The following is a 21,814-nucleotide window of genomic DNA, read 5'->3' on the forward strand; positions in this document are numbered from 1 at the left end:
GAAAACCTTTCGTCGTCAGCAGGGATTGAGCGGCGGCTCGCCGGCCAGATAGCGGCGAACCTCTTCGGCCGCCTGGTCGGCGGCAAAGGTGACGGTGCGCACGGATGCGCCGGCGATGTGCGGCGTCAGCGTGACATTCGGGAGCTGCAACAGCGGCCAGTCCGGCGGCACCGGCTCGACCGCAAAGGTGTCGAGCATCGCGCCGGCCAACCGTCCCGAGCTGAGCACCTCGAACAGCGCCTTGTAGTCGACCAGCGGACCGCGCGCGGTGTTGATCAGGATCGCCCCCGGCTTGATCTTCGCCAGCGCCTCGCGATCGATGAAGCCGGTGGTCTCCGGCGTCACGCGGGCATGCAGGCTGATGACGTCGGCGCGCGCCAGAAGATCGGCAAGCGCGACGTGCTCGACACCGTCGTTGCGGTCCTGTGCGCTGAGCTGGACGTAAGGGTCGGTCACCAGGATCCTGCAGCCGAACGCCTTGAGCAGCTTCACGACGCGCGTGCCGATCGCGCCATAGCCGACGATGCCGACGGTCATCTCCCCGAGCTCGCGTCCGGTCCGGTCGGCGCGATAAAGATCGCCGCGCCACTCCCCGCCCCGCATCGACTCGTGACCGCTCCTGATCAGACGGGTCTCCGCGAGCATCGCGCCGATGGTGAACTCCGCCACCGCGCTGGCATTTCGTCCGGGCGTGTTGACGACCAGCACGCCATGATCGCGCGCCGCCTGCATGTCGACATTGACCGGACCGCCGCGCGACACCGCGATGAACTTGAGCCTTGGCAGCCGCTGCAGCATCGCGCGCGAGATCGGCGCGAGATGCGTCACCAGCAGCGGCGCTTCGCCGATGAATTCGGCGAGCTCATCCGGATCGCCCATGAACTCCTTGAGACCATCGAGCTTGGAGCCGGCATAGCCGTGCTCCATCGGCTCGTCCGGCCAGGGCTGTTCGAGCATGCGGATGTCGACGCCGTCGCCGCAGATGGCGGTGATGCGTTCGGCGAACACCGAGGGCAGCATGAAGCGGTCGCCGATGATGGCGATGGAGCTAGACATGATTGGCTCCTGCACGCTGGGCCGCAAGCTGCTTCCACACCGGCCGAGCCGCGAGGCGACCCTCGACATAGGCCGGGAACAGCTGCGCATAGCGCTCCGCCAGCGCCGCATCCGGCGCCTGCGGCTCATCCAGATACGGTCTCACCCATTCCTCCGCGCAGATCATCATGTCCGGGTAGAGCCCGGTCGCGACCGTGGCGATCATCGCCGCCCCCGACGCGCCGGCTTCCTCGCGACGGCAGACTCGAATCGTGCTGCCGAGTGCCGCGCCAAGAATCGCGCCGAGCGCGCGGCTGCGTGCCGCGCCTCCGGTCAGGCGAATTTCCGTCGGCAGCGGTCCCATCGCCGCGTAGCAGTCGCGTGCGGCGAAGGCCAGTCCCTCCATCACGGCGCGCATCAGATCCCAGTAGCCGTGACGGGTGCGCAGGCCGACCAGTTGCGCAGACGCCTCGTGGGACACGAATGGTCCGCGCTCGCCAGCATCCGAGATGAAGGGATGATAGAGCAGCTCGCCCGCCTTCGCCGCGAGCACGCGCTCGTCCAGCCGCCGGATCAGATCATTGCGCGACCGGGCGATGCCTTCCATGGCGAGCACGCCTCGCGCGACATCGAGCAACCAGTCGATGTTCAAGGTCGCAGCCATGGTCGACTGCATCTGGGCATAGTGGTCCGGCACCGGGAACGGCATCGTATAGCCGGTCGCCTCGGCATTCAGCTTGACCGCGTCGGCGCTGTTCGCCAGCCGCATGTGCATGCCGGTCGAGCCGATGATCGTGCAGCCGACGTCGGGTGTGGGATCATATAGCCCACCACCGAGCGCATTGCAGATCACGTCGACATAGCCGAGCGACACCGGCACGCCCTCGGGCAAGCCCGTCTCCGCCGCGGCCGCCGCGGTCAAGCCATGCGTCGTCGTGACACCATCGACGACATCTGGAAACAGGCGCGCGGAACCAGCGATGCCGATGAGACGCGCCGCCTCGCCGTCGAAACCGCGCTTGCGAAAGTCGCCGCAGGAGAACGTCGCCTCGGACGGGTCCGTGGCCCGCTCGCCGGTCAGCTTGAAGTAGAGCCAGTCCTTGCAGTGGAACGCCGTACCCGCGCGTCCCAGCATCTCTGCGTCATGCGCCTGCAGCCAGGCCAGTTGCGCCCCCTGCTGGCAAGCGTTGAGCCCCGATCCGGTGCGCTGATAGTGCGCGGCATTGCGCTCGCCGCCGCGGAAGGCTTCGACGAACCCTGCCGCGCGCGAGTCGAGCCACAGCAGCGCGGGCGCGACGGGATGGCCGTCCGCATCGATCAGCCAGGTGCCGTCGCCCTGCCCGGTCACGGCGATCGCGGCGACGCGACGGAACAGATCCGGCAGCGTGCCGCCCAGGCCGCGCAAGGCCGCGACGGTGTCGGTCCAGGTCCGCGCCATGTCCTGCTCGACGCGGCCGCCCGGCAACGTCGCGTAGCTGTTGGGAATCGCGAAATCCCCGAGCTGGCGTCCGTCCCGCGCAAACGCCACCGCCTTGATCACCGAGGTCCCGGCGTCGATGCCGATGATCACGTCGCGGATCGCAGCCGAGGTCATGTTCAGCGTGCCTCCGCGTGGCGGACGCAAACGCCGTCGGCGCCGAAAATATGGAGATGGCGTGACTCCAGCGCGCAGGGCACGACGTCGCCCGGTCGCGCCGCGACCTTGCTGGATGTCACGCCAACCAGCAGATGACCGGCGCACTCGCCCGCAATATGCGACTGATCGCCGAGCCACTGGTTGGAGACCACGCGCAGCCTCGCCTCGCCGCTGCCGATCGCGATCCGCTGCGGCCGGATGCCGACCTTGATCCGATCGGCCCGCACCAGCGTCTGCTGTCCCGCCGCGTCCAACGTCTGCCCGGGAATGTGAAAGGCAACATCGGAGCCCACAGACAGGCGGAACCCGCCTTCCTCCTGCGTCACCACAGCCTCCATCAGGTTCATCGGCGGCTCGCCAATGAAGCTCGCGACGAACAGATTGGCCGGGCGGTTCTTCAGCTCCCGCTCGCTGGCGAACTGCTGAAGCACGCCGTCTTCCATGACGGCGATGCGATCGGCAAGTGCGCTCGCCTCGGTCTGGTCATGGGTGACGAAGATCGCCGTCATGCCGCGCTCGGCGAGCAGACCCTTGATGCGGCCGCGCAGCACGGCACGCAGCTGCGGCTCCAGTTGACCCATCGGCTCGTCGAGCAGATAGAGGTCGGCATCACGCACCAGCGCTCGGGCCAGCGACACCCGCTGCTGCTGTCCGCCGGAAAGCGCGTGGGGATGATGATCGAGAATGTCCTCTATCTCCACCAGGCGGGCAATGCTGACAACGCGTTGCGCAATCTCGGCGCGCGACAATTGCCGCGCCTTCAGCGCGAACGCAATGTTCTCACGCACCGTGAGCGGCGGGTACAACGAATAGCCTTCGAACGCCATCGCCACCTTGCGCTTCGCCGGCGCCAGATCATGGATCGTCCGCTGCGCCAGCGCGATCGACCCCGAACTCACGCTCTCGAAGCCGGCGATCATGCGCAGCGTCGAGGTCTTGCCGCAGCCGGAAGAGCCGAGCAGCGCGACGATCTCGCCGGCCTTCACCTCCATATCGAGCGCGCGCACGGCATGAACCGGCGGCTTGCCCCGGCTGTGATAGACCTTGTCGACGTTGCGGATTTCGAGCATGCCCATCCCCGATCCTCACGCCGCCTGCCGCCGCGGCGCCAGGCCGATGCGCTCGCCCGTGGCGTGGTCGAACAGCAGCGCCGCTTCCGGCGCGAACCGTACGAACACGTCCTCGTCGGCATGCGCCTCCAGCGCCTCGGGCGCCTGCGCCGCCAGCCACTCCGATCCGTCGGCGAAGCGCAGCAGCACCACGGCGCGCTCGTGGATCGGCGTGACCGCGACGATCCGCGCCGGGATCACACCCTCGCCGCCATCACGCGTCACCACGACATCGTCGGGCCGGACGCCAAGCCAGCAACGCTCACGCATATTGGACGGCACGCCGTCCGCATCGAGCCGGATCAGCGTCCCGGCAACAGATGCGGTCAGCCGCCCCTGCTCCGCCACCGGCGTGACCTCGGCAAGATTGATGCTGGGATCGCCGAACAGCCGGGCCACGGCGACCGACGCCGGCCGCGCATAGATCTCCTCCGGACGCGCCACCTGCACCAGGCGGCCATTGATCAGCACGGCAATGCGATCGGCGATCGCCATCGCCTCACGATAATCCTGCGTCACGTAAAGCACCGCCGCAGAGCTCCTGCGCAGCAGGCTCGGCAGCTCCAACCGCATCTCATAGCGCAGCTTGGCATCGACGTTGCGCAAGGGATCGTCGAGCAACAGCACCCCGGGATTGCCGATCAGCGCGCGCGCCAGCGCGGTGCGCTGCTTCTGGCCGTTGGACAGTTCACGAGGCTTGTGGCCGAGCACGTGCTCAATCTTCAACAGCCGACTCATTGCCGCAACCTTCGCCGCAATGTCGGCCGCGCCCGTCGCGCGCAGCCCGCTGGCGATGTTGTCGCGCGCGCTCATGTGCGGAAACAGGGCAAAATTCTGGAACGCCATGCCGATGCCGCGCTGCTCCGGCGGCGCGTCGACGATCGAGCGGCCGCCGACCAGGATGTCGCCGCCGTCAGGCTCGAACATGCCGGCAATCATCCGCAGCAGCACGGTCTTGCCGCTGCCGGACGGGCCGAACACCGCGACGATCTCGCCGGGCTCGACCGTCAGCGACACGCCCTTGGCGCAGCTTGCGGCGCCGAAGCTCTTGTCGACCGATTGGAGTTCGAGACGCGCCATGTATCCTCAACCCTTCACTGCACCGAGCGAGAGACCTTCGACCAGATAGCGCTGCGCATAGAGCGCGAGCAGCAATGTCGGGGTGACCGACAGCACGATCGCGGCGGCGATCTGGCCGTATTGGATACCGGACGCCGTCACGAAGGCCAATGCGCCGACCGTTACCGGCTGCTTGTCGGCCGAGGCCAGGATCAGCGCAAAGACGAAGTTGTTCCAGCAGAAGATGAAGGACAGCAGGCCCGCTGCGGCGATGCCGGGCCCGGCCAGCGGCACGGCAATGCGGGTGAACGCCTCGCGCCAGGAATGCCCCGCGAGCCGGTAGGCGTGCTCGATGTCGGGACTGATGTCCTCGAAATAGCCGCGCACGATCCACAGGATCAGCGGCAGCGCGATCAGCTGGTAGACCCAGACGATGCCAAAATAGGTGTCGTTGAGGCCAAGCTGCTGGTAGTACAGCGACAGCGGAAGCAGCACCAGGAGCGGCGGCGCGAAGCGGAACGACAGCAGCGTGAAGGCGATGGTCTCGCCGAGCCGGAACTTGAAGCGCGCGAACGCATAGGCCGCGGGGACGCCGAGCAGCAGCGCCAGGATCACCGACGCGCTTGACAGCACGAAGCTGTTCATCAGATTGCGCATGAAGGTGAGCTGCAGATTGCCGGCGGCGGTCTTGAGCTGGCCCGAGATCAGCGCCTCATAATTGGCGAACGTCGGCTCGAACAGGATGCGCGGCGGGATGCGCAGGATCTGCTCATTGGTCTGGAACGACATCAGGAGGATCCAGACGATCGGGAACATGAAGAACACGAGCGCCAGCGTCAGCGCAATGCCGCGGAAGATGCGTCCGGTGAGACTGGAGTGATCCATCAGCGGGCTCCCTCAGGCGTGACCGTGGGCGCGTGCGCGCAGCCGCAGCCAGTTCTTGATGAAGATGTTGGACAGGATGTTGGTGATCAGCCACAGGATCATCAGCAGCGCCGCCGAACGTCCGACATTGGTGTACTGGAAGAACTCGAGATAGGCCTGGACCTGGAACACCATCAGCCGGTCCCCTGGCCCGCCTTGCGTCATCGCATAGACGATGTCGAACTGCTGGATCGAATCGAGCAGCCGGAACAGCGAGGCGGTGATGATGTAGGGCGCGAGCATCGGCAGGGTGATGCGGAAGAAGACGAAGCTCGCCGGCACGCCGTCGAGCGCCGCCGCCTCGAACGGCTGCCGCGGCAGCGAGCGCAGGCCAGCCAGGAGCAGGATCATGATGAAGGGCGTGTAGACCCAGACGTCGACCAGGACGACGGTGAACAGCGCGGTCGACGGATCGGATGCCCATTTGAAGTCGTGCACGCCGAGCAGCCCGACCAGATAGGACAGGATGCCGAAGCTCGGATTGGTCATCAGCTTCCACATCAGGGCGGCGATCGCCGGCGCCGTCATCAGCGGCAGCAGCAGCATGATCGAGACGGCATTGTGGAAGCGCGTGGGACGTCGCAGCAGCAGCGCGATGCCGAGGCCGAGCAGCAGCTCGGCGATGACGGTCACCGCGGTATAGACCAGCGAGATGCGCAGCGTGTTCCAGAACGCCGGATCGGACAGAAAGTCGATATAGTTGTCGATGCCGATGAAGCCGCGCAGATACGGCAGATTGAGCCGGTAGCGCTGCAATGAATAGACCGCAGCGGTCACGAACGGCACCAGGATGGCGATGCAGACCAGCAGCGCCGGCAGGCTCAGCAAATACGGCAGCAGCCGGCCGCGCCAGCGTTTCGTGCGGCGCGGCGTCGCCTTGGTCTCGACAAGTTGGGCCATGCTCATGACAGGCGTGATCACATCAGCGCGGGATGGGGCCGACCCGGACGCTTGTGGGGAGCATCCGGGCCGGCAGGCGGTCATGGGAGATGCGGCGCGGCCTCAGCCGAGGCCGGCCTGCTTCAGCTGACGGTTGATGCTCTCGGCAAGCTTGTCGAGGCCCTCATCGACGCTGATCTCCTTGGCCACCATCTTCTGCAGCGAGGCCGCCCACTCCGTCGTGAGGTCGAAGAACAGCGGCTGCGCCGTGAAGTAAATCTTCGCACCTGGTGCCGACAGGTCATGCTGCTCGAGATAGCCAGGATAGGACTTGGCGATGCGGTCGCGGAATTCGCCGTCCTTCCACACGGAAGCGCGGACCGGATTGACGAAATCCATCTTGCGGGCACCGAACAGATCGTGCTCGACGGAGGCCGCCCACTGCATGAAGGTCCAGGCCGCATCCTTCTGCTTGGAGAAGCTCGACATCGCCAGCGACCAGATCCAGACGTTCGGCGTCGGTGCCTTCGCGGCCGGATTGGCCGCGAACGGCGCGTAGCCGAGATTGCCGCGCTCCTTGTTCTCGCCGCCGTTCATGAAGTAGCCGAGAATGTCGGCGTCGAAGATCATGCCGGAGGCGCCAGCGCCGAGGTCCGTGCCGACCTGATACCAGGTGTAGGTCGACCAGTTCTTCGGACCCGAGCCTTGGATCATCTTGACCCATTTCTCGTGGAAGTCCTTGGAGGCCTTGGTGTTCATCGCGGCCTTCAGCTTGCCGCCTTCCATCACGAAATCCTTCTGGCCGAAATTGGCGTAGGCCGAGAGGAAGCCCGGATGGATGGTCGCCCACGAGCGCGAACCGCGCACGCCGACGCCATAGGGGCCGCCAGCGTCTTTGGTGATCTTGGCCGCGACCTCCAGCATGTCGTCGAGATTGGTGGGCGGCTTGACGCCGACCTTGTCGAAGATCTTGCGGTTATAGGTGATGTTGTTGAGCTCGTAGCCCCACGGGATGCACCACTGCTTGGCCTTGCCGGAGCCGAGCTCGGAGCCGGCGACGCCGTCCCAGGCGGTGGAGGAGCGCAGGCCCGGCAGCACATCGTCCCAGGCGAACGCCGGATTGGTCTTGGCCGGATCCTTGATGTAGGCGTTGAGGTCCTCGATCCAGCCGGCCGGACCGTAGGTCCAGGTCATGTAGGCGCCGGTCATGAAGGCGTCGTACTGATCGGACTTCGACGACAGCGCCGCCGTCACCTTGTCGAAATAGACGTCCTCCGGGAAGATGTCGTAGGTGACGTTCATGCCGGTGAGGCTCTTGAACGCCTCGATGTCGCCGATCATCGCATCGACGTAAGGATGCTTGTTCAAGAGCAGCTTGACGGTCTTGCCGCTATGGGCCTTCCAGTTGAAGTCAGCGGCCATCGCCTTCGACATCGCCGAGGCAAAGGCGGCATTGGCGGCGACACCGGCGATGCCGAGCTTGGCAGCGCCGTCGAGCAGATCACGCCGGCTGATGCGCTTGCCGGCATAGGCCGCAAAGAGATTCTTCTCACGATCGTACATTCAACCCTCCCTTTGTTTTTTGTAGAGACGTGTTCGCGTTACCTGCCCTTCCGACTCTTGTTCTTGGAGTTGCCGGATGTTTTCTCCGGCTTGTCGGTCGCCAATGCCTGAGCGGTTACCTCATCGATGATGAGACCGTTCAGGAAGCCGCTGCGCAGCACCGCGCGCAGGGCCGTGATCTTTGCCTCGCCGCCGCCGATGGCGACGATGCGGTGTTTCTTCAGATCGGCAGCGGCCATCGAGGTGGCGCGCGCCGAAAGATCGAGATCGAGCAGCTCGCCCTGGGCGTTGAAGAAATGCCCGAGCAGATCGGCGCAGGCGCCGGCGCGCTTCAGCTCGACGACCTCGTCCGGCTTGATCATGCCGCTCGACACCAGGAAGCCGTCGGCATGGATCTGGCCGATGCCGACGAACAGCAGCGACGCCCGCTGCGCCAGCGCGAACACGTCCGATATGCCGAATTGCTGCATCAGCACGCGGCGGTCGGCGACGGAGTTGGCGAACACCGGCACCGGCAGCAGATAGGCTTCGGCGCCGGTGCGCTCGGCCAGGCGATGGATCACATCGAACGGGTTGGCGGCGAATTTGCGCGTCAGGCCGCCGAGCAGCGACACGAACTGCACGTCGCGCGCCGGCGTCTGCGGCAGTTGCGCCACCACCGCCGCAAGCGTGCGACCGTGGCCGACGCCGATGATCTTGTCGTCGCCGCGCTCCAGCACCTGGCGCAGGAAGCTCGCACCCTCCAGCGCGAGCGCCTTCAGTGGCAGATCGCCCTCGCCGAGATCCGGCGCAACACGGCAGAAGTCGAGCCCGTAGCGTTCGGCCAGCGCGTTCTCGAGTGCGACGCATTCGGCGACGGGACCCTCGACGAAGACACGGATCATGCCCTCGCGGCTGGCCCGCGCGATCAGGCGATGCGCCTTGGTGCTCTGGATGTTGAGGCGGTCGGCGACCTCCGACTGCGTCAGCCCGGCCGCGAAATACAGCCAGGCGGCGCGCGTCGCGAGCGAGGCCTCGCCGTCCACCATGGGCGCCCTGTCGGAAGCTGTCGTCACGCCTGAATGCCTGCTTGCAAAATTCTTCACACCTTGCAAAAAATTGCAGACGCCGGTCCGGCCGTCAATCCCCCAAACGTGCTGCAGCGCGTCAGGGATGACGCGCCGGGCGAGCAGAGCCATGCTCGCCGGCTCACAACGGGATGAGGTCGCATGACGGAGTTGTTTGTCGGCATCGACGTGGGCACGAGCGGTGTGCGCGCCTGCGCCGTCGATATCAGCGGCGAGATCAAGGGCGCAGCCTCCGTTCCGCTGGTCGCGCCGCGTCAGGACGGCAACGCCATCGACCAGGATCCCGAGCTGTGGTGGCAGGCGACGGTCGCGGCGCTCGACAAGCTCGGCAGGATCGTCGATCTCGGCGCCGTCGTGCGCATCGCGGTCGACGGCACCTCCGGCACCTTGCTGCTGATCGACGCCGACGGGCGGCCCCGCTCGCTCGGCCTGATGTACAATGATGCCCGCGCCGTCGACGAGGCCAGGCGCATCGCCGCAATCGCGCCGCCCGAGAGCGGTGCGCATGGCACGAGCAGCCCGCTCGCCAAGCTGCTGCATCTGCTCGCCTCCACGAGCGGCGCGCGGCAAGCCGTGCACCAGGCCGACTGGATCGCCGGACGCCTCGCCGGCCATCACGGCGTCAGCGATGAGAACAACGCCCTGAAGCTTGGCTATGACCCCGTCAGGCGCGAATGGCCGCGCTGGATCGATCAGCTCGGCGTTCCCCGCGACGTCCTGCCGAGCGTTCTCGTGCCGGGCACGCCATTCGCCGATATCGATCAGTCGACCGCGCGCGCGCTCGGTCTGTCGCCGTCGGCGCGCATCGTCGCCGGCACCACCGACGGCGTCGCCGCCTTCATCGCCACCGGCGCCGATGCGCCGGGCGATGCGGTGACCTCGCTCGGCACCACGCTGGTGGTGAAGCTGATCGCGACGCAGCCGATCTTCGCCGCCGATCAGGGCGTGTACTCGCATCGCCTCGGCGACAAATGGCTCGCCGGCGGCGCATCGAACTCCGGTGGCGCCGCACTGCTTGCGCATTTCACCGCCGCCGACATGGACCGCATGGCACCGTTGCTCCGCCCCGACGAGCCGACCGGGCTCGACTACTATCCGCTGCCCAAACCCGGCGAACGTTTTCCGATCGCAGATCCCGCGCTGGCGCCGCGGATCGCGCCGCGGCCGGTCGAGGATCATCGCTTCTACCAGGCGCTGCTCGAAGGAATTGCCGGCGTGGAAGCGCTGGCCTATCAGCGTCTTCACGCGCTCGGCGCACCGGCGCTGCGGCGGGTGATCAGCATCGGCGGCGGCGCCCGAAATGATGCCTGGACCGATATCCGCCGGCGCATCGTCGGCGTGCCCGTCAGCGTCGCCGCGCAGACCGAAGCGAGCTACGGCACAGCGCTGCTGGCGCTGCAGGGACCGCCGCGATGACGGCGGCGGCGTGCGAGATCAGCGGCCTGTCCGCCATTGCCGACCGGTTCGATCACGTCCTGCTCGACCAATGGGGCACGTTGCATGACGGCAGAACGGTGCTTCCCGCCGCGCATGACTGCGTCCTCAGGCTGCGCGAGGCCGGCAAGCACATCCTGGTGCTGTCGAACTCCGGCAAGCGCGCGAGCGCCAATGCCGAGCGCCTCGCCCGGCTCGGCCTGCCGCGCTCGACCTATGACGGCATTCTCACCTCGGGCGAGGTGACTTGGACCGGCCTGCGCGACCGCACCCGCGAACCCTTCACCGATTGTGGCAATGCCTGCTTCCTGATCACCCGGGGCGGCGATTGCTCGCTGATCGACGGGCTCGACCTCGTCCTCGTGACGGATATGCGTGACGCCGACTTCATCCTGCTCGGCGGCCTCGATGACGACCTCGCCGAGCCCGACCTCTGGCGCGATCGATTCACCGGCGCGGCCGCGCGGGGCGTGCCGATGATCTGCGCCAATCCCGACCTGATGATGTTCGGTGCGGCCGGCCTCGTGCCGGCGCCCGGCACGCTGGCGCGCGCCTATGAGTGGCTCGGCGGCCCGGTGAGCTTCGTCGGCAAGCCGCATGCGCCGATCTTCGCGGCGGCGCTGGAGCAGCTCGGCGATCCGGACCCGCACCGCGTGCTGATGATCGGCGACTCGCTCGACCATGACGTCGCCGGCGCCCGCGCTGCAGGCCTGCAGAGCCTGCTGCTCGGCGATGGCGTGCATCGCACGACGCTGGCCGGTGCGCCCGACCTCGCTGCGGCAACGCGCAAGCTCGCAGCTTCGCCCGGCCGCATGCCGAATTGGACGATGCAGCACCTGGTGTGGTGAGAAGGAGACGCGAAATGCGCGAGCCTGCCGAGCTTGATGATTTGCGCCGGATGTCGGCGCGGGTCGGCCGCAACATCGAGCTGGTGCAAGGCGCCGGCGGCAACTCCTCGCTCAAGCAGGATGATGTGCTGTGGGTGAAGGCGTCCGGCACCTGGCTTGCCGACGCCGACGCGAAGGACATCTTCGTGCCTGTTCTCCTGCCTGCGGCGCGCGATGCGCTCGCCGCTGATGACGAGCGCATTCCGCTGGCCGCTCCCGGCCCCCTGCGCGCCTCGATCGAGACCGCGCTGCATGGGCTGCTGCCGCACCGGGTCGTGCTACACGTGCATGCCGTCAACACCATCGCCTGGGCGGCGCGGCGCGATGCGCGCGATGAATTTGCAGCGCGGCTGGATGGGCTCGCCTGGCGCCATCTCGACTACTTTCATCCCGGACTGCCGCTGGCGCGCGCAGTAAGCACCATCGTCGCGCGCGACCGCATCGACGTGCTGATCCTCGGCAATCACGGCCTCGTCGTCGGTGCCGAAAGCTGCGATCAGGCCGAGGCGCTGGTCCATGACGTCGAGCGCAGGCTGGCGCTGCCGGTGCGCCCGGCGCCCGCTGCCGACGCCGCGGCCTTGCGCCGTCTGTGCGCCGGCACCGCCTATCGCCTGCCGCACGATGCTGGTAGCCACGGCATCGCCACCGATCCTTTCAGCCGCGCCATCGCGACCGGCGGCTCGTTGTATCCGGACCACGTCGTGTTTCTCGGCCCGGGCCTGCCGACGATCGAGAGCGCCGGCGGCCTCGCCACGCTGCTCGCACGGGCGGACGCGAGCCGCCTGCCCGCGCCCGTCGCGGCCCTCGCGCCGGGTCTCGGCGCCCTCATCCGCAGCGACGCCAGCCCGGGCGCCGAGGCCATGCTGAGCTGCCTCGCGCTCGTGACCAGCCGCCTGCCGTTATCGGCCGATATCGGCTATCTCTCGTCTCAGCACGAGCAGTTGCTGCTCAACTGGGACGCCGAACGTTACCGGCAGCAGCTGACGGCAAGCCGCCAGCCGTCGAATTGAAGCGGCGACGGATCACGCGATCGCATCGCTCGAGACCGGCGGGGACGGCGCCCTCGCCCCAACCAGTTCGTGAAGCGCATCTCCGACCTGATCGATGACTTCGCCCCAATCGCGCCTTTCGCGCTGACGGAACAGGCGCATGCGCGGATACCAGACGCTGTCGTCACGATCGAGCAGCCAGCGATAGTCCGGCGTGTACGACAGAAGCGTCCAGGTCGGACAGCCAAGCGCGCCGGAGAGATGAGCGACACTGGTATCGACCGTGATCACGAGATCCAGACATGAGATCAGCGCGGCGGTATCGGCGAAATCGGCAAGTTGACCCGTCAGGTCCACGATCCCGCTCGTCTCCTGGAGCACGGCCTTGTCTTCGGCCTTCGGCTCCTTCTGCAGGCTGACAAACGCCGCATCCGCGCCGAGCAGGCGGGACAACGTGCGCAACGGGATGGAGCGATTGTGGTCGTCGAGATGATTGGGGTTGCCTGACCAGACCAGGCCGACGCGCAATTTCTCGGGCGTGCCAAGGCGCTCCTGCCAGAGTTGGATCCGATCCGGATCAGGCGCCGGCAAATAGGACACCGGCGCTGGAATCGTGGCCAGTGTCGTCCGAAAGGCAAACGGCAGGCTCATGATCGGACAATGGACATCCACCCCCGCAAGGTCGGCGGCCTCCGAGACCGGAATACATTGCGAAATGCCTGGCATGTTCGACAACAGTGGAAGCAACGGCTTTTGAACGGCAAGGATGACGCGCGCGCCCAACGCTGCGACCATCGGCACGTAGCGGACAAACTGGATCGTATCGCCCAGTCCTTCATCGGCGGCGATGACGATGGTTTGTCCCGCGATGCCATCCTGGCCGAGCCACATGGGTCGCCGGAAGCGCGGATAAGAGCTCGGCAGGCTCCAACGGGCCTCCCGGCCAGACCAGCCCGCGTCGAGATTTCCCAACAACAGGTTCAAATGAGCCGTTCCAAGATCGGCCAGCGCGTCTCTCGGATCGGCCCCCTTCAACTGCCTGTAGATCTCGAACGCCTCGTCGAACCGACGGAGCTTCGTCAGCACGGAGGCCTTGTCGTGCAGCGCATCCCTTGAACCCGGCTGCAGAGCCAGGGCTCGCTCGAACCATTCCAACGCGTCCTCGTCTCGGCACATCGTCCGCAACACGATGCCGGTCTTGACACAGATGTCGGAGTTTTCCGGTTCGATGGCGTGAGCTCGCTGGCAGATCGTCAGGGCCTCGTCGAAGCGCTTCAAGCCGTTCAGAAGCGCGCCACGCATCAAGAGTGTCGGGACATGGTTGGGCCGCAAGACGTCGCTCAGATCGAGATAGGTAAGCGCGTCGTCGATCCGCCCCAGCCGTTGAAGCGTGATGCCGCACTGGTTGGCGGCATCCCAATGCCTGGAATTCAGCTCCAGCACACGTTGGAAGCTCGACACGGCGTCGGCGAGCTGCTGCAGGTTGACGAGGGCATTCCCCCTCAGCATCCACAGATCGGCGCTTTCGAGACCGAGCGCCGTCGCCTTGTCGACGACCTTCAGCACCTCATCCGAGCGTCCCAAGACCTGCAGCACCGTGCCAAGACTCAGGAAGTACTGCGGCTGAACATCCTGCTGGAGCGCGCGGGATACCCACTGCAATGCAGCTTCATACTGCTGCCCCTGCAGGGCAAGGATGCCCAGCAAGTTGAGGGTCGGCGCATGCCCTCCGTCGATCGCAAGCGCCATATGGCAACACCGTTCGGCATCCGCATGTCGGCCATCGGCGACATCGCGCAAAGCAGCGTCATAGAAGAGCGCGGCACCATCGGGCTTGACAGGTTGGAGCTTCACTTTAGCGGGTGAAGCTCGGCGCTCGCGACGGTTCATTGCTGCATATGGTCCAGGTTGCGTCGTTAAAGTAGTTGATTCTCATTCAGGCTGACAGCCGCAATTCTATCTCCGGCTGTGGTGAGGGCCGCTCCGATTCTGGCTGCATTCCCTAGCATAATTGCGCGGAAGACAACGATCCGATGACCACTTCGTGGAAGTCAAATTCAGCGCAACCATCGCGGGCACGATCAAATCGGCGTGCAGGACAAGGGTGAGGACTTCTTCGGTGGTTACGCCTATATGAGGTCGGGCCATCCGCCCGACCCTCGAGATCATCATCAGCGAAACGCCGGCGCATCTGCGCAAGTTTCACGATCCGGACTCGGGCCTGGCGCTGATCCGGCCGGATGCCTGACATGGGCCGTCGGACAGCTCGGGCTCGTCGCTGGACACGGCCATCCGCACACAGATCGGAAACGGACTGGAAAGGAGGGAGAGGTTGGATGGTGCGCTCGGAGAGGGAGAACACGTGCGTTCGTTCAGTGGCTGAAGCACGACCGCCTTTCCGCACACCGGCCGGACGCCGATTTCTGATCCAATCTTTCGCCGGCAGCGCTATGGCGCTTCATGCCCACGCGTGAGACCGCTCTCCCGGCGGTAACAGAGATGGAGTCTGTCCCACACCTTCATCATCGCATGGACCAGTTGGTCCATGAGCGCGTCGTCGTGATAGGGCGTCGGGGTAAGACGCAGGCGTTCCAGTCCTCGCCGGACAGTGGGGTAATTGATCGGCTGGATGTAGATGCCATGCTCCGACATCAGCAGGTCCGAAGCCGCCCTGCACTTCTCGGGATCGCCGACATGCACCGGCACGATATGGCTCTCGCTCGGCATCACCGGCAGGTCTGCTGCCGTCAGGACCGACTTTAATCGCGCTGCGCGATCCTGATGCCGGACGCGCTCCGCTGTCGAGGCTTTCAGATGCCGGATTGCAGCGGTCGCGGCTGCGCAGACCGGAGGCGGCAATGCCGTCGTGAAGATGAAACCGGGGGCGTAGGAGCGCACCGCATCGATCAGGTTCGCCCCAGCCGCAAGATAGCCGCCGAGACAGCCATAGGCCTTTGCCAGCGTGCCCTCAACAATGTCGATCCTTTCCATGACCCCGTCGCGCTCAGCTATGCCGCCGCCGCGCGGGCCATACATCCCGACCGCGTGCACCTCGTCGACATAGGTCAGAGCGCCGTAGCGCTCGGCCAAGTCACAAATTCGATGCAGAGGCGCGACATCCCCGTCCATCGAGTACAGGCTCTCGCACACGATGAGCTTGGGCCTTTCGGGATCTGCCGCCCGCAGCAGCCGTTCGAGATGCTCAGGATCATTGTGCTGCCAGATCTGCTTCTCAGCACCGGCCTTGCGAACCCCCTCGATCATGGAGTTGTGGTTCAGCTCGTCGGAAAGCAGCAAACACCCAGGCAGCAGCTTGGCGATCGTCGATATCCCCGCCTCGTTGGAGACGTAGCCGGAGGTAAACACCAGCGCGGCTTCCTTGCCGTGGAGATCAGCCAGCTCCTGCTCGAGGGCGACGAGCGGATGGTTCGTTCCCGCGATGTTACGGGTGCCGCCCGCGCCTGTGCCCATGCGCGCTGCGGCATCGATCATGGCTCCTATGACATTCGGGTGCTGGCTCATGCCCAGATAGTCGTTGGAGCACCAGATCACGACCTCACGCTTGCCTTCCTCCGAATGCCAGATCGCATACGGATAGCGCCCCGCCAGGCGTTCGAGGTCCGCAAAGACACGGTAGCGCCGTTCCTGATGCAGTCGATCCAATGCACCGCGGAACATCGCGTCATATTCAGGGAGAAGGCCGAACGGCCGCATCTGGTAGTTCATGATTGGACGACTCCAGCAGACTATCTTGCCCGATTGAACTGGTAGGAGCCCTGGAGAAACACGCCATAACGCTCCGTCGTATATCGCAGCACCTGATTGAACGAATCGACCGCATTGGTGCTGAGATGCCACCAGCGCCCACCGATGCCGATGCGGAAATTGTCGGTCAACTGGTAGTTCAGCACGGTCTCGGCCTGGAATCCGGATCCTTGTCCCGAGGCGGGATCGCGCCCGAAGGTGAAATAGTGCGTGTCGATCGCATTCTGCGAAGTCCAGACATAGGCGGCCTCCGCCTGCCAGCTCAGCCGGTCCGACAGCCGCGTGTCGAGTGAGACACCGGCCCGTCCGCTATGCCAGCGATCCTGCTCGGTCACAACCTTCACGCCTGCCCCAAGCGCCGGACTGCAGATCGTCGGATTGCCACCCACCTGGGTGCAGCCCCGCGCGTCGACCGTTTCTGTCCAATATTGATAGCCGACGAAGGCGCCGAGCCGGAAGCGGTCCGTCTCCAGCAGGTTGAAACCGACATCGAGATTTGCGTATTGCAGCCGCCCGCCCACGCTGCTGACGGTCTTGGACGACGGATTGACGAAGGGCGCAAAGTCCTCGTCGACGAGCGTGCCCGAGCTGATCTTGCCCGCTCCGAAATAGCCCTTCAGAAACATGTTGGTGAACGGGCCGTCGAGCGCATCGACCCTGAAGAACATCTCGCCGCTGTGCCCGGTCATGCCGCCATAGGCGAGCCGGGAGACCTGAAGCGTCGCAGCCTGATCGGCGAAATAGCGGTATCGATTCTGCCCGGAGCTGAACCAGTAGCGCACTCCGGTCTCCAGCATGTAGGACGGCAGGATCGACGCGCGCGACCGCAGCGGCATATCGCCCGAGCCCGCCCCCTGGCCGCCCTGCAGCGCCGCAGGCCTGGCCCAGGCGCAACTGACAATCGAGGCGTTGCACTTCGTGACACCGTCGGCGTTGAAATCGCGCCGCAACGTGACCGTCGCGAACAAGTCCTTGGTCGTCGTCTTGACGTTGGCCAGCGTGCTGTCGACGAACCGGTAGCCGATCTCCGTTTCCAGGCTGATCTCCTTCGACCAGAGATAGCTGACCAGCAGCGACGGCAGAATCGTGTACTCCTTCAAGTCGGTCTTCGTCCCGGACCTGTACCCCGCCCGCAGCCGCGGGCTGATGGCGAGATCCGGCGTGATCGGATAGCGCGTGGCGAGATCGAGCACGTAGAACTTCGAATCCGCCAGGCTCGCGTACCGCAGCGCGCCCATGAACAGATCGCCCGGCTTGATGATGCCGTTCCCGGTCAGTTGAGCCGACAGATAATATTCGAGACCGCTCGCCGGCGTGCCGTCGACGCCTCCGGAGGGCAGCGTGCCGGTCAGATTGGTCACCGTGGCATCGGCCGCGACCTGCCAGGTCTCGTTCAGGGGCCGCGAATAGCTCACCATCGCCGACTGGAACGTCGGCGTGCGGTCGATCGCGAGTTGCCTGATCTCGCCGGCCGTATTGAACTTCATCATGTCGTAGAGCGTGAGGAACGGCTGCCCCTGCAGCGCATTCCACGTCGAGAGAAATGGCACCCTTCGATAATCGAACGAGGCGTTGACGACCGACTTGTCCTCGAACGTATAGGTTCCGGAGAATACGGCCGCATTGAGCGCACGGAAATGCGTGTCGTAGTCGATCAGGCCGAGCAGCGACTTGTTGGTGTCGAAATAGCGGAATTCGGCTCCGATGGCCTGGCGGTCGACGATGTTGCGGTCGTATTGCGTGATCAGATAGACCGTGGTCTCAAGGCCGCCCAGGATCTTGCCGAAGTCGATGCTCGCGCCATAGAGCGTCTTGCCATCCTTGAACGGTGCGTCGAAACGGCTCCAGTTCGGCGAGCCTGCGAGCACGTTCAGGCGCAGCCCGGGGCTCTTCTGCCAGCTCAGCACCGCGCCGTCGAAGCGGCCGATCACGCCGCCGGTGTTGCGGGACTGCCGTCCGACGCGCAGCGTCACGTCGGCCTCCTTCAGCGTGTAGTCAACCTGGGCGGTCGAGACGCCGTATTTGTCGTTTCCGGTATCGAACTGGCGCTCATGGGTGAACGCCAGCCTGAACTTGGTCCTGATGCGATCGTTGTCGGCGGTGCCGAGAAAGTCGAAATTGGTCAGCAGCGTGTTCTGATGCACCCGGTGCGCGTCGGGATCCGCATTCGGGTTCGGCGCAATCGCCCTGTCCTTGACGGCGCTGGTCGTGTCGTTCGTGATGAAGGTGGTCGAGAGGCTGCCCGACATCGACCAGCGGGTGTCGCCGTTCGGCCCTGCCGCCTTGGTCGGCATGCCTGTCCCCATGTCTCCGCCCTCGGGCGTGACAGAAGACATGTCGCGCGGCCGCGCCGGTGCGCTGCTGGTCGCGGTGAGAAGCGCAGCGAGCCGCTGCCTCACCCGCTCGGCACCCTCGCCGCTCGGATAGCGGCGCAGATAGTCTTCATACTCCGCCTGCGCGGCAGCCGTCTGGCCAGCCTTCTGCCGCGCCACGCCGAGCAGCTCCTGCGCCTCGGCGCTCGAGCCGTTCTCGGGGAGTTTCAGCACCTTTCGCAGGAGATCCATCGCGGCGCTGAAATTGCCTTTCTTGATCGACGCGCGAGCCTCGTCCATCGAGGCCTCCGCAAACCGGATGTCCGCCGCGGACGCCTGCTGCATCGTGCGATTGTCGTTGCGGACCGACGCCGCCGTGCCGGGGATCGCAACCGGTTTCGGCGCATCCGGAGCGGCTACGCTCGGCACCAGGGCTTTCACCTTGCACGCCGACACCGGACCCTTTCGGGCCACCACGATCGCCACCTGCTCGAAGCTGCCGGATTGGACGATCTGATAGCTGAACTCGCCGGCAAACTGGACGACGAGGATCGGTCCCCTGTTCTGATCGAGCGTCAGATAGACGTCCTGGATGCCGGAGCCCTGGGCGTTGTCGACACGCACGCCTTCGCGCCTGACCAGGCGGCGCGCCATGATTGCGTCCCGATCGACCAATTGCAGCGAGACGCTGAGCTGGCTGCCCTGGTCGAGCGGGAAATGCCCGGTGTAGCGGACACGAACGTGAAAGTTGACCCGCAGAAGGCTGCAGTTTCCGATCGTCGTGGCATTTGCATTGGCGACGAACTGATCGATGACCGGCTGGGCCGGTGCGACGCCAAAGGCTCCGTCGAGCAGGATTGCGAGCAAGCCGGCCAGCAGACTGATCAGGCATCCCGCCGACCTCGCCGCCGCTGCTTGTCCGAAGCAGCCGCGCATCACCAGCCGCCTCCATTGACCCGGTGCTGCCGCTGGCGGCGGGTGATGATGGTGGTCTGCGATTTGTCAGCATAGATATGGCATGCGCCGGTGCAGTCCTTGAGCTCGGCGACGGTGTAGTCCATCGGCGCCGGCTTCACGAGCTTGGCGTGCTGCTGCGGGCGGAAATCACTGGCGTGGCAGGCGGCGCAGTCGGGCTTGTAGGCCGCGAACTTGAACACGACGGCTTGCGAATTGCCGCTGTGGCAGGCGGTGCAGCCAATGGCGGCGCTATGGTTCGGATAGCTTGCCGACATATGCCGGTAATTGACCGAGCTCCAGCTCACCGTCCGGTGGCAGCTCTCGCAGGGGACGTTGGTCACGAAGTGCTTCGGCGACTTGCCGGTGGCATTGGAGCCGTTGTGGCAGCTGGCGCACGGCGCAGTCAGGCTGGTGTGATCCATCCGCGCGCCCGAGAACGACACGGTGTTCTTGTGGCAGCTCTCGCATGGCGCGCTGGTGACCACGTGCTTCTGCGGCTTGCCGGTCGCGGCCATGCCGTTGTGACAGCTCGCGCAGGCCGCCATCGTGCCGGTGTGGCTGAACCGGGCACCGCTGAACGTCGTCGTGCTCTTGTGGCAGGTCTCGCACGGCGCATTCGTCGTGACGTGCTTCTGCGGCTTGCCCGTCGCGGCCATGCCGTTGTGGCAGCTCGCGCAGGCCGCCGTCGTGCCGGTGTGGCTGAACCGGGCGCCGCTGAACGTCGTCGTGCTCTTGTGGCAGGTCTCGCACGGCGCATTCGTCGTGACGTGCTTCTGCGGCTTGCCCGTCGCGGCCATGCCGTTGTGGCAGCTCGCGCAGGCCGCCGTCGTGCCGGTGTGGCTGAACCGGGCGCCGCTGAACGTCGTCGTGCTCTTGTGGCAGGTCTCGCACGGCGCGGTGGTTGCGACGTGCTTCGGCGGCTTGCCGGTCGCGGCCATGCCGGTGTGACAGCTCGCGCAGGCCGCTGTCGTTCCAGTATGGCTGAACCGGGCGCCGCTGAACGTCGTCGTGCTCTTGTGACAGGTCTCACATGGCGCAGCGGTTGCGACGTGCTTCGGCGGCTTGCCAGGCGCGGTCATTCCGTTATGGCAGGATGCGCATGGCCCTTGCGCCGTCATGTGATTGAATCTGGAGCCGGCCTCCGTGGTGCTCGATCCGGCAAGCCCTGCCCTTGGATTGAACGTCGGCAGCAGCGACGGAAGCCGACCGGCATTCTTCGCTTCCGGCGAGTCGCTACCAGTATCGGTCGGGGGCAAGAGCCTGCCGCGGGGATCGTTCGGCGAGAGTGGTGATGTCGCGGATGTCATTCGGGACGGCGTGCTCAACGGTTGCGGCACGGACGTCGTCGCGCCGCCAGCTTTGACCGAACTGTCGGGCTTGGAGGAACCGGACGAACTGGCGGAGGCCCCTGCTTCGGACCCCGCTGTCGGAGCCGTCGACGTCGCAGCCGTGTTCGCCAGCGGCTTGCTGCTGAACAGGAGCGTCGAACTGGATGGCGCAGCGGGCTTGGCGGCAGCGCCGGCCGCAGCAGCGGCCTGAGATGCAGCCGGTGCGGCGCTGGTACCGGGTGCTGCATCGGGATTCGTTGCTGCCGTCATCGTGCGGTTGGCGGTCGAGGCCGGCGTCACCGCCTTGACGGCCGGGGCCTGAGCCGGAACCACCGACCGCGCCGTCGTGGAGCAGCCTGCTGCCGGCTTCTGCGGGTCGTCGTCCCAGGTGGAGAAGTTGGCGGCGGCGCGCACGTGGCAGCATCCGCAATCCTGCGTCTTGGCGCTGTGATCCGGCCCCTGCGCACCTCTGCGGCCCTGGCTGCGATACGAGCCGTTGTGACAGCTGTCGCAGCGCGTGGCATGCACGGCAGCATGGCTCATCGTGTAGGTCGCGAAGCTCGCCGCCGTGTTGCTGTGGCAGTTCGAGCACTGCACGCCCGTCACCGGAATATGCGGCGGGGTGGTCAGGCCTTTCGCGCTCGAACCATTGTGGCAGGCGGAGCAATTGGTGTTGGCCGCGGAGTGGGTGAACGCCGCGCCGCCCCAGCTCACATATCCGCCGCTGGCCGCCTTGGCGTGACAGCTGACGCAGTCGGCGCCACCGGTGGCGACGTGGTTCGGATACGACGCGGTGCCCATGGCGCCCTTGGTGCCCTGGCCGGTGAAGGAGCCGTTGTGACAGCTGTCGCAGCGCGCCGTCGCCACCGC

At 65.9% G+C, this 21,814-nt stretch carries 14 protein-coding genes and 1 pseudogene; 3 read left to right on the forward strand and 12 right to left on the reverse strand.

Annotated elements, in window-relative coordinates; all coding sequences use genetic code 11:
• Positions 1-15 precede the first annotated feature (15 nt).
• The 8 genes from ACQR0U_RS29235 to ACQR0U_RS29270 all read right to left on the reverse strand — a co-directional run bounded on the left by ACQR0U_RS29235 (position 16) and on the right by ACQR0U_RS29270 (position 9,233).
• Positions 16-1,056, reverse strand: coding sequence for a 2-hydroxyacid dehydrogenase (locus ACQR0U_RS29235; protein ID WP_315718348.1), 1,041 nt, complete (start codon positions 1,054-1,056; stop codon positions 16-18).
• Positions 1,049-2,629 carry an FGGY family carbohydrate kinase gene (locus ACQR0U_RS29240; protein ID WP_434872354.1) on the reverse strand — a complete coding sequence of 527 codons (1,581 nt, stop codon included), beginning with the start codon at positions 2,627-2,629 and terminating at the stop codon, positions 1,049-1,051. The genes ACQR0U_RS29235 and ACQR0U_RS29240 overlap by 8 nt, the downstream gene beginning before the upstream one ends.
• 2 nt (positions 2,630-2,631) lie before the next feature.
• Positions 2,632-3,741, reverse strand: a complete 1,110-nt coding sequence (locus ACQR0U_RS29245; protein ID WP_315718400.1) for an ABC transporter ATP-binding protein — start codon at positions 3,739-3,741, stop codon at positions 2,632-2,634.
• A 15-nt stretch (positions 3,742-3,756) separates the two neighbouring features.
• The gene (locus ACQR0U_RS29250) at positions 3,757-4,860 is read right to left on the reverse strand and encodes an ABC transporter ATP-binding protein (protein ID WP_315718346.1); all 1,104 of its coding nucleotides are present in this window, start codon (positions 4,858-4,860) and stop codon (positions 3,757-3,759) included.
• 6 nt (positions 4,861-4,866) lie between these two features.
• Complete coding sequence (locus ACQR0U_RS29255; protein ID WP_434872355.1) at positions 4,867-5,724, reverse strand: carbohydrate ABC transporter permease; 858 nt, start codon at positions 5,722-5,724, stop codon at positions 4,867-4,869.
• 12 nt (positions 5,725-5,736) lie between these two features.
• Positions 5,737-6,663 carry a carbohydrate ABC transporter permease gene (locus tag ACQR0U_RS29260; protein WP_315753025.1) on the reverse strand — a complete coding sequence of 309 codons (927 nt, stop codon included), beginning with the start codon at positions 6,661-6,663 and terminating at the stop codon, positions 5,737-5,739.
• 102 nt (positions 6,664-6,765) lie between these two features.
• Positions 6,766-8,205, reverse strand: a complete 1,440-nt coding sequence (locus ACQR0U_RS29265; RefSeq protein WP_434872356.1) for an extracellular solute-binding protein — start codon at positions 8,203-8,205, stop codon at positions 6,766-6,768.
• A 38-nt stretch (positions 8,206-8,243) separates the two neighbouring features.
• Positions 8,244-9,233, reverse strand: coding sequence for a sugar-binding transcriptional regulator (locus tag ACQR0U_RS29270; RefSeq protein WP_315718398.1), 990 nt, complete (start codon positions 9,231-9,233; stop codon positions 8,244-8,246).
• A gap of 180 nt (positions 9,234-9,413) precedes the next feature.
• On the opposite strand from ACQR0U_RS29270, the gene ACQR0U_RS29275 reads away from it, so the two are divergent.
• From ACQR0U_RS29275 to ACQR0U_RS29285, 3 genes are read left to right on the forward strand one after another with little or no spacing between them, the layout of a single operon-like run.
• Positions 9,414-10,688, forward strand: a complete 1,275-nt coding sequence (locus ACQR0U_RS29275; RefSeq protein ID WP_434844133.1) for an FGGY-family carbohydrate kinase — start codon at positions 9,414-9,416, stop codon at positions 10,686-10,688.
• A complete protein-coding gene (locus ACQR0U_RS29280; protein ID WP_315718342.1) occupies positions 10,685-11,554 on the forward strand; it encodes a TIGR01459 family HAD-type hydrolase in 870 nt (289 codons plus the stop codon). Before ACQR0U_RS29275 ends, ACQR0U_RS29280 begins: the two co-directional genes overlap by 4 nt.
• A 14-nt stretch (positions 11,555-11,568) precedes the next feature.
• Positions 11,569-12,603 (forward strand): class II aldolase/adducin family protein, encoded by a 1,035-nt coding sequence (locus ACQR0U_RS29285; protein WP_315827290.1) that lies wholly within the window; start codon positions 11,569-11,571, stop codon positions 12,601-12,603.
• A 12-nt stretch (positions 12,604-12,615) separates the two neighbouring features.
• On the opposite strand, the gene ACQR0U_RS29290 is transcribed toward ACQR0U_RS29285, so the two are convergent.
• The 4 genes and pseudogenes from ACQR0U_RS29290 to ACQR0U_RS29305 form a co-directional block, all read right to left on the reverse strand.
• The gene (locus ACQR0U_RS29290) at positions 12,616-14,472 is read right to left on the reverse strand and encodes a tetratricopeptide repeat-containing glycosyltransferase family protein (protein WP_315827291.1); all 1,857 of its coding nucleotides are present in this window, start codon (positions 14,470-14,472) and stop codon (positions 12,616-12,618) included.
• 558 nt (positions 14,473-15,030) lie between these two features.
• Positions 15,031-16,308 (reverse strand): 5-aminolevulinate synthase, encoded by a 1,278-nt coding sequence (gene hemA, locus ACQR0U_RS29295; protein ID WP_315827292.1) that lies wholly within the window; start codon positions 16,306-16,308, stop codon positions 15,031-15,033.
• A gap of 20 nt (positions 16,309-16,328) precedes the next feature.
• Positions 16,329-19,595, reverse strand: coding sequence for a hypothetical protein (locus ACQR0U_RS29300; protein WP_434844137.1), 3,267 nt, complete (start codon positions 19,593-19,595; stop codon positions 16,329-16,331).
• Positions 19,595-21,814 (reverse strand): annotated as a pseudogene (locus ACQR0U_RS29305) (hypothetical protein); the annotation flags it as partial. The gene ACQR0U_RS29300 and the pseudogene ACQR0U_RS29305, both read right to left, overlap by 1 nt.

Origin of the sequence: Bradyrhizobium sp. HKCCYLRH3097 (assembly GCF_051167875.1) — a bacterium.
GTDB lineage: Bacteria > Pseudomonadota > Alphaproteobacteria > Rhizobiales > Xanthobacteraceae > Bradyrhizobium.

Coding starts and splice junctions, on each gene's coding strand:
- ACQR0U_RS29235 (WP_315718348.1), bottom strand. CDS start 1,056: ATGTCTAGCTCCATCGCCATCATCGGCGACCGCTTCATGCTGCCCTCG.
- ACQR0U_RS29240 (WP_434872354.1), bottom strand. CDS start 2,629: ATGACCTCGGCTGCGATCCGCGACGTGATCATCGGCATCGACGCCGGG.
- ACQR0U_RS29245 (WP_315718400.1), bottom strand. CDS start 3,741: ATGCTCGAAATCCGCAACGTCGACAAGGTCTATCACAGCCGGGGCAAG.
- ACQR0U_RS29250 (WP_315718346.1), bottom strand. CDS start 4,860: ATGGCGCGTCTCGAACTCCAATCGGTCGACAAGAGCTTCGGCGCCGCA.
- ACQR0U_RS29255 (WP_434872355.1), bottom strand. CDS start 5,724: ATGGATCACTCCAGTCTCACCGGACGCATCTTCCGCGGCATTGCGCTG.
- ACQR0U_RS29260 (WP_315753025.1), bottom strand. CDS start 6,663: ATGGCCCAACTTGTCGAGACCAAGGCGACGCCGCGCCGCACGAAACGC.
- ACQR0U_RS29265 (WP_434872356.1), bottom strand. CDS start 8,205: ATGTACGATCGTGAGAAGAATCTCTTTGCGGCCTATGCCGGCAAGCGC.
- ACQR0U_RS29270 (WP_315718398.1), bottom strand. CDS start 9,233: ATGGTGGACGGCGAGGCCTCGCTCGCGACGCGCGCCGCCTGGCTGTAT.
- ACQR0U_RS29275 (WP_434844133.1), top strand. CDS start 9,414: ATGACGGAGTTGTTTGTCGGCATCGACGTGGGCACGAGCGGTGTGCGC.
- ACQR0U_RS29280 (WP_315718342.1), top strand. CDS start 10,685: ATGACGGCGGCGGCGTGCGAGATCAGCGGCCTGTCCGCCATTGCCGAC.
- ACQR0U_RS29285 (WP_315827290.1), top strand. CDS start 11,569: ATGCGCGAGCCTGCCGAGCTTGATGATTTGCGCCGGATGTCGGCGCGG.
- ACQR0U_RS29290 (WP_315827291.1), bottom strand. CDS start 14,472: ATGAACCGTCGCGAGCGCCGAGCTTCACCCGCTAAAGTGAAGCTCCAA.
- hemA (WP_315827292.1), bottom strand. CDS start 16,308: ATGAACTACCAGATGCGGCCGTTCGGCCTTCTCCCTGAATATGACGCG.
- ACQR0U_RS29300 (WP_434844137.1), bottom strand. CDS start 19,595: ATGCGCGGCTGCTTCGGACAAGCAGCGGCGGCGAGGTCGGCGGGATGC.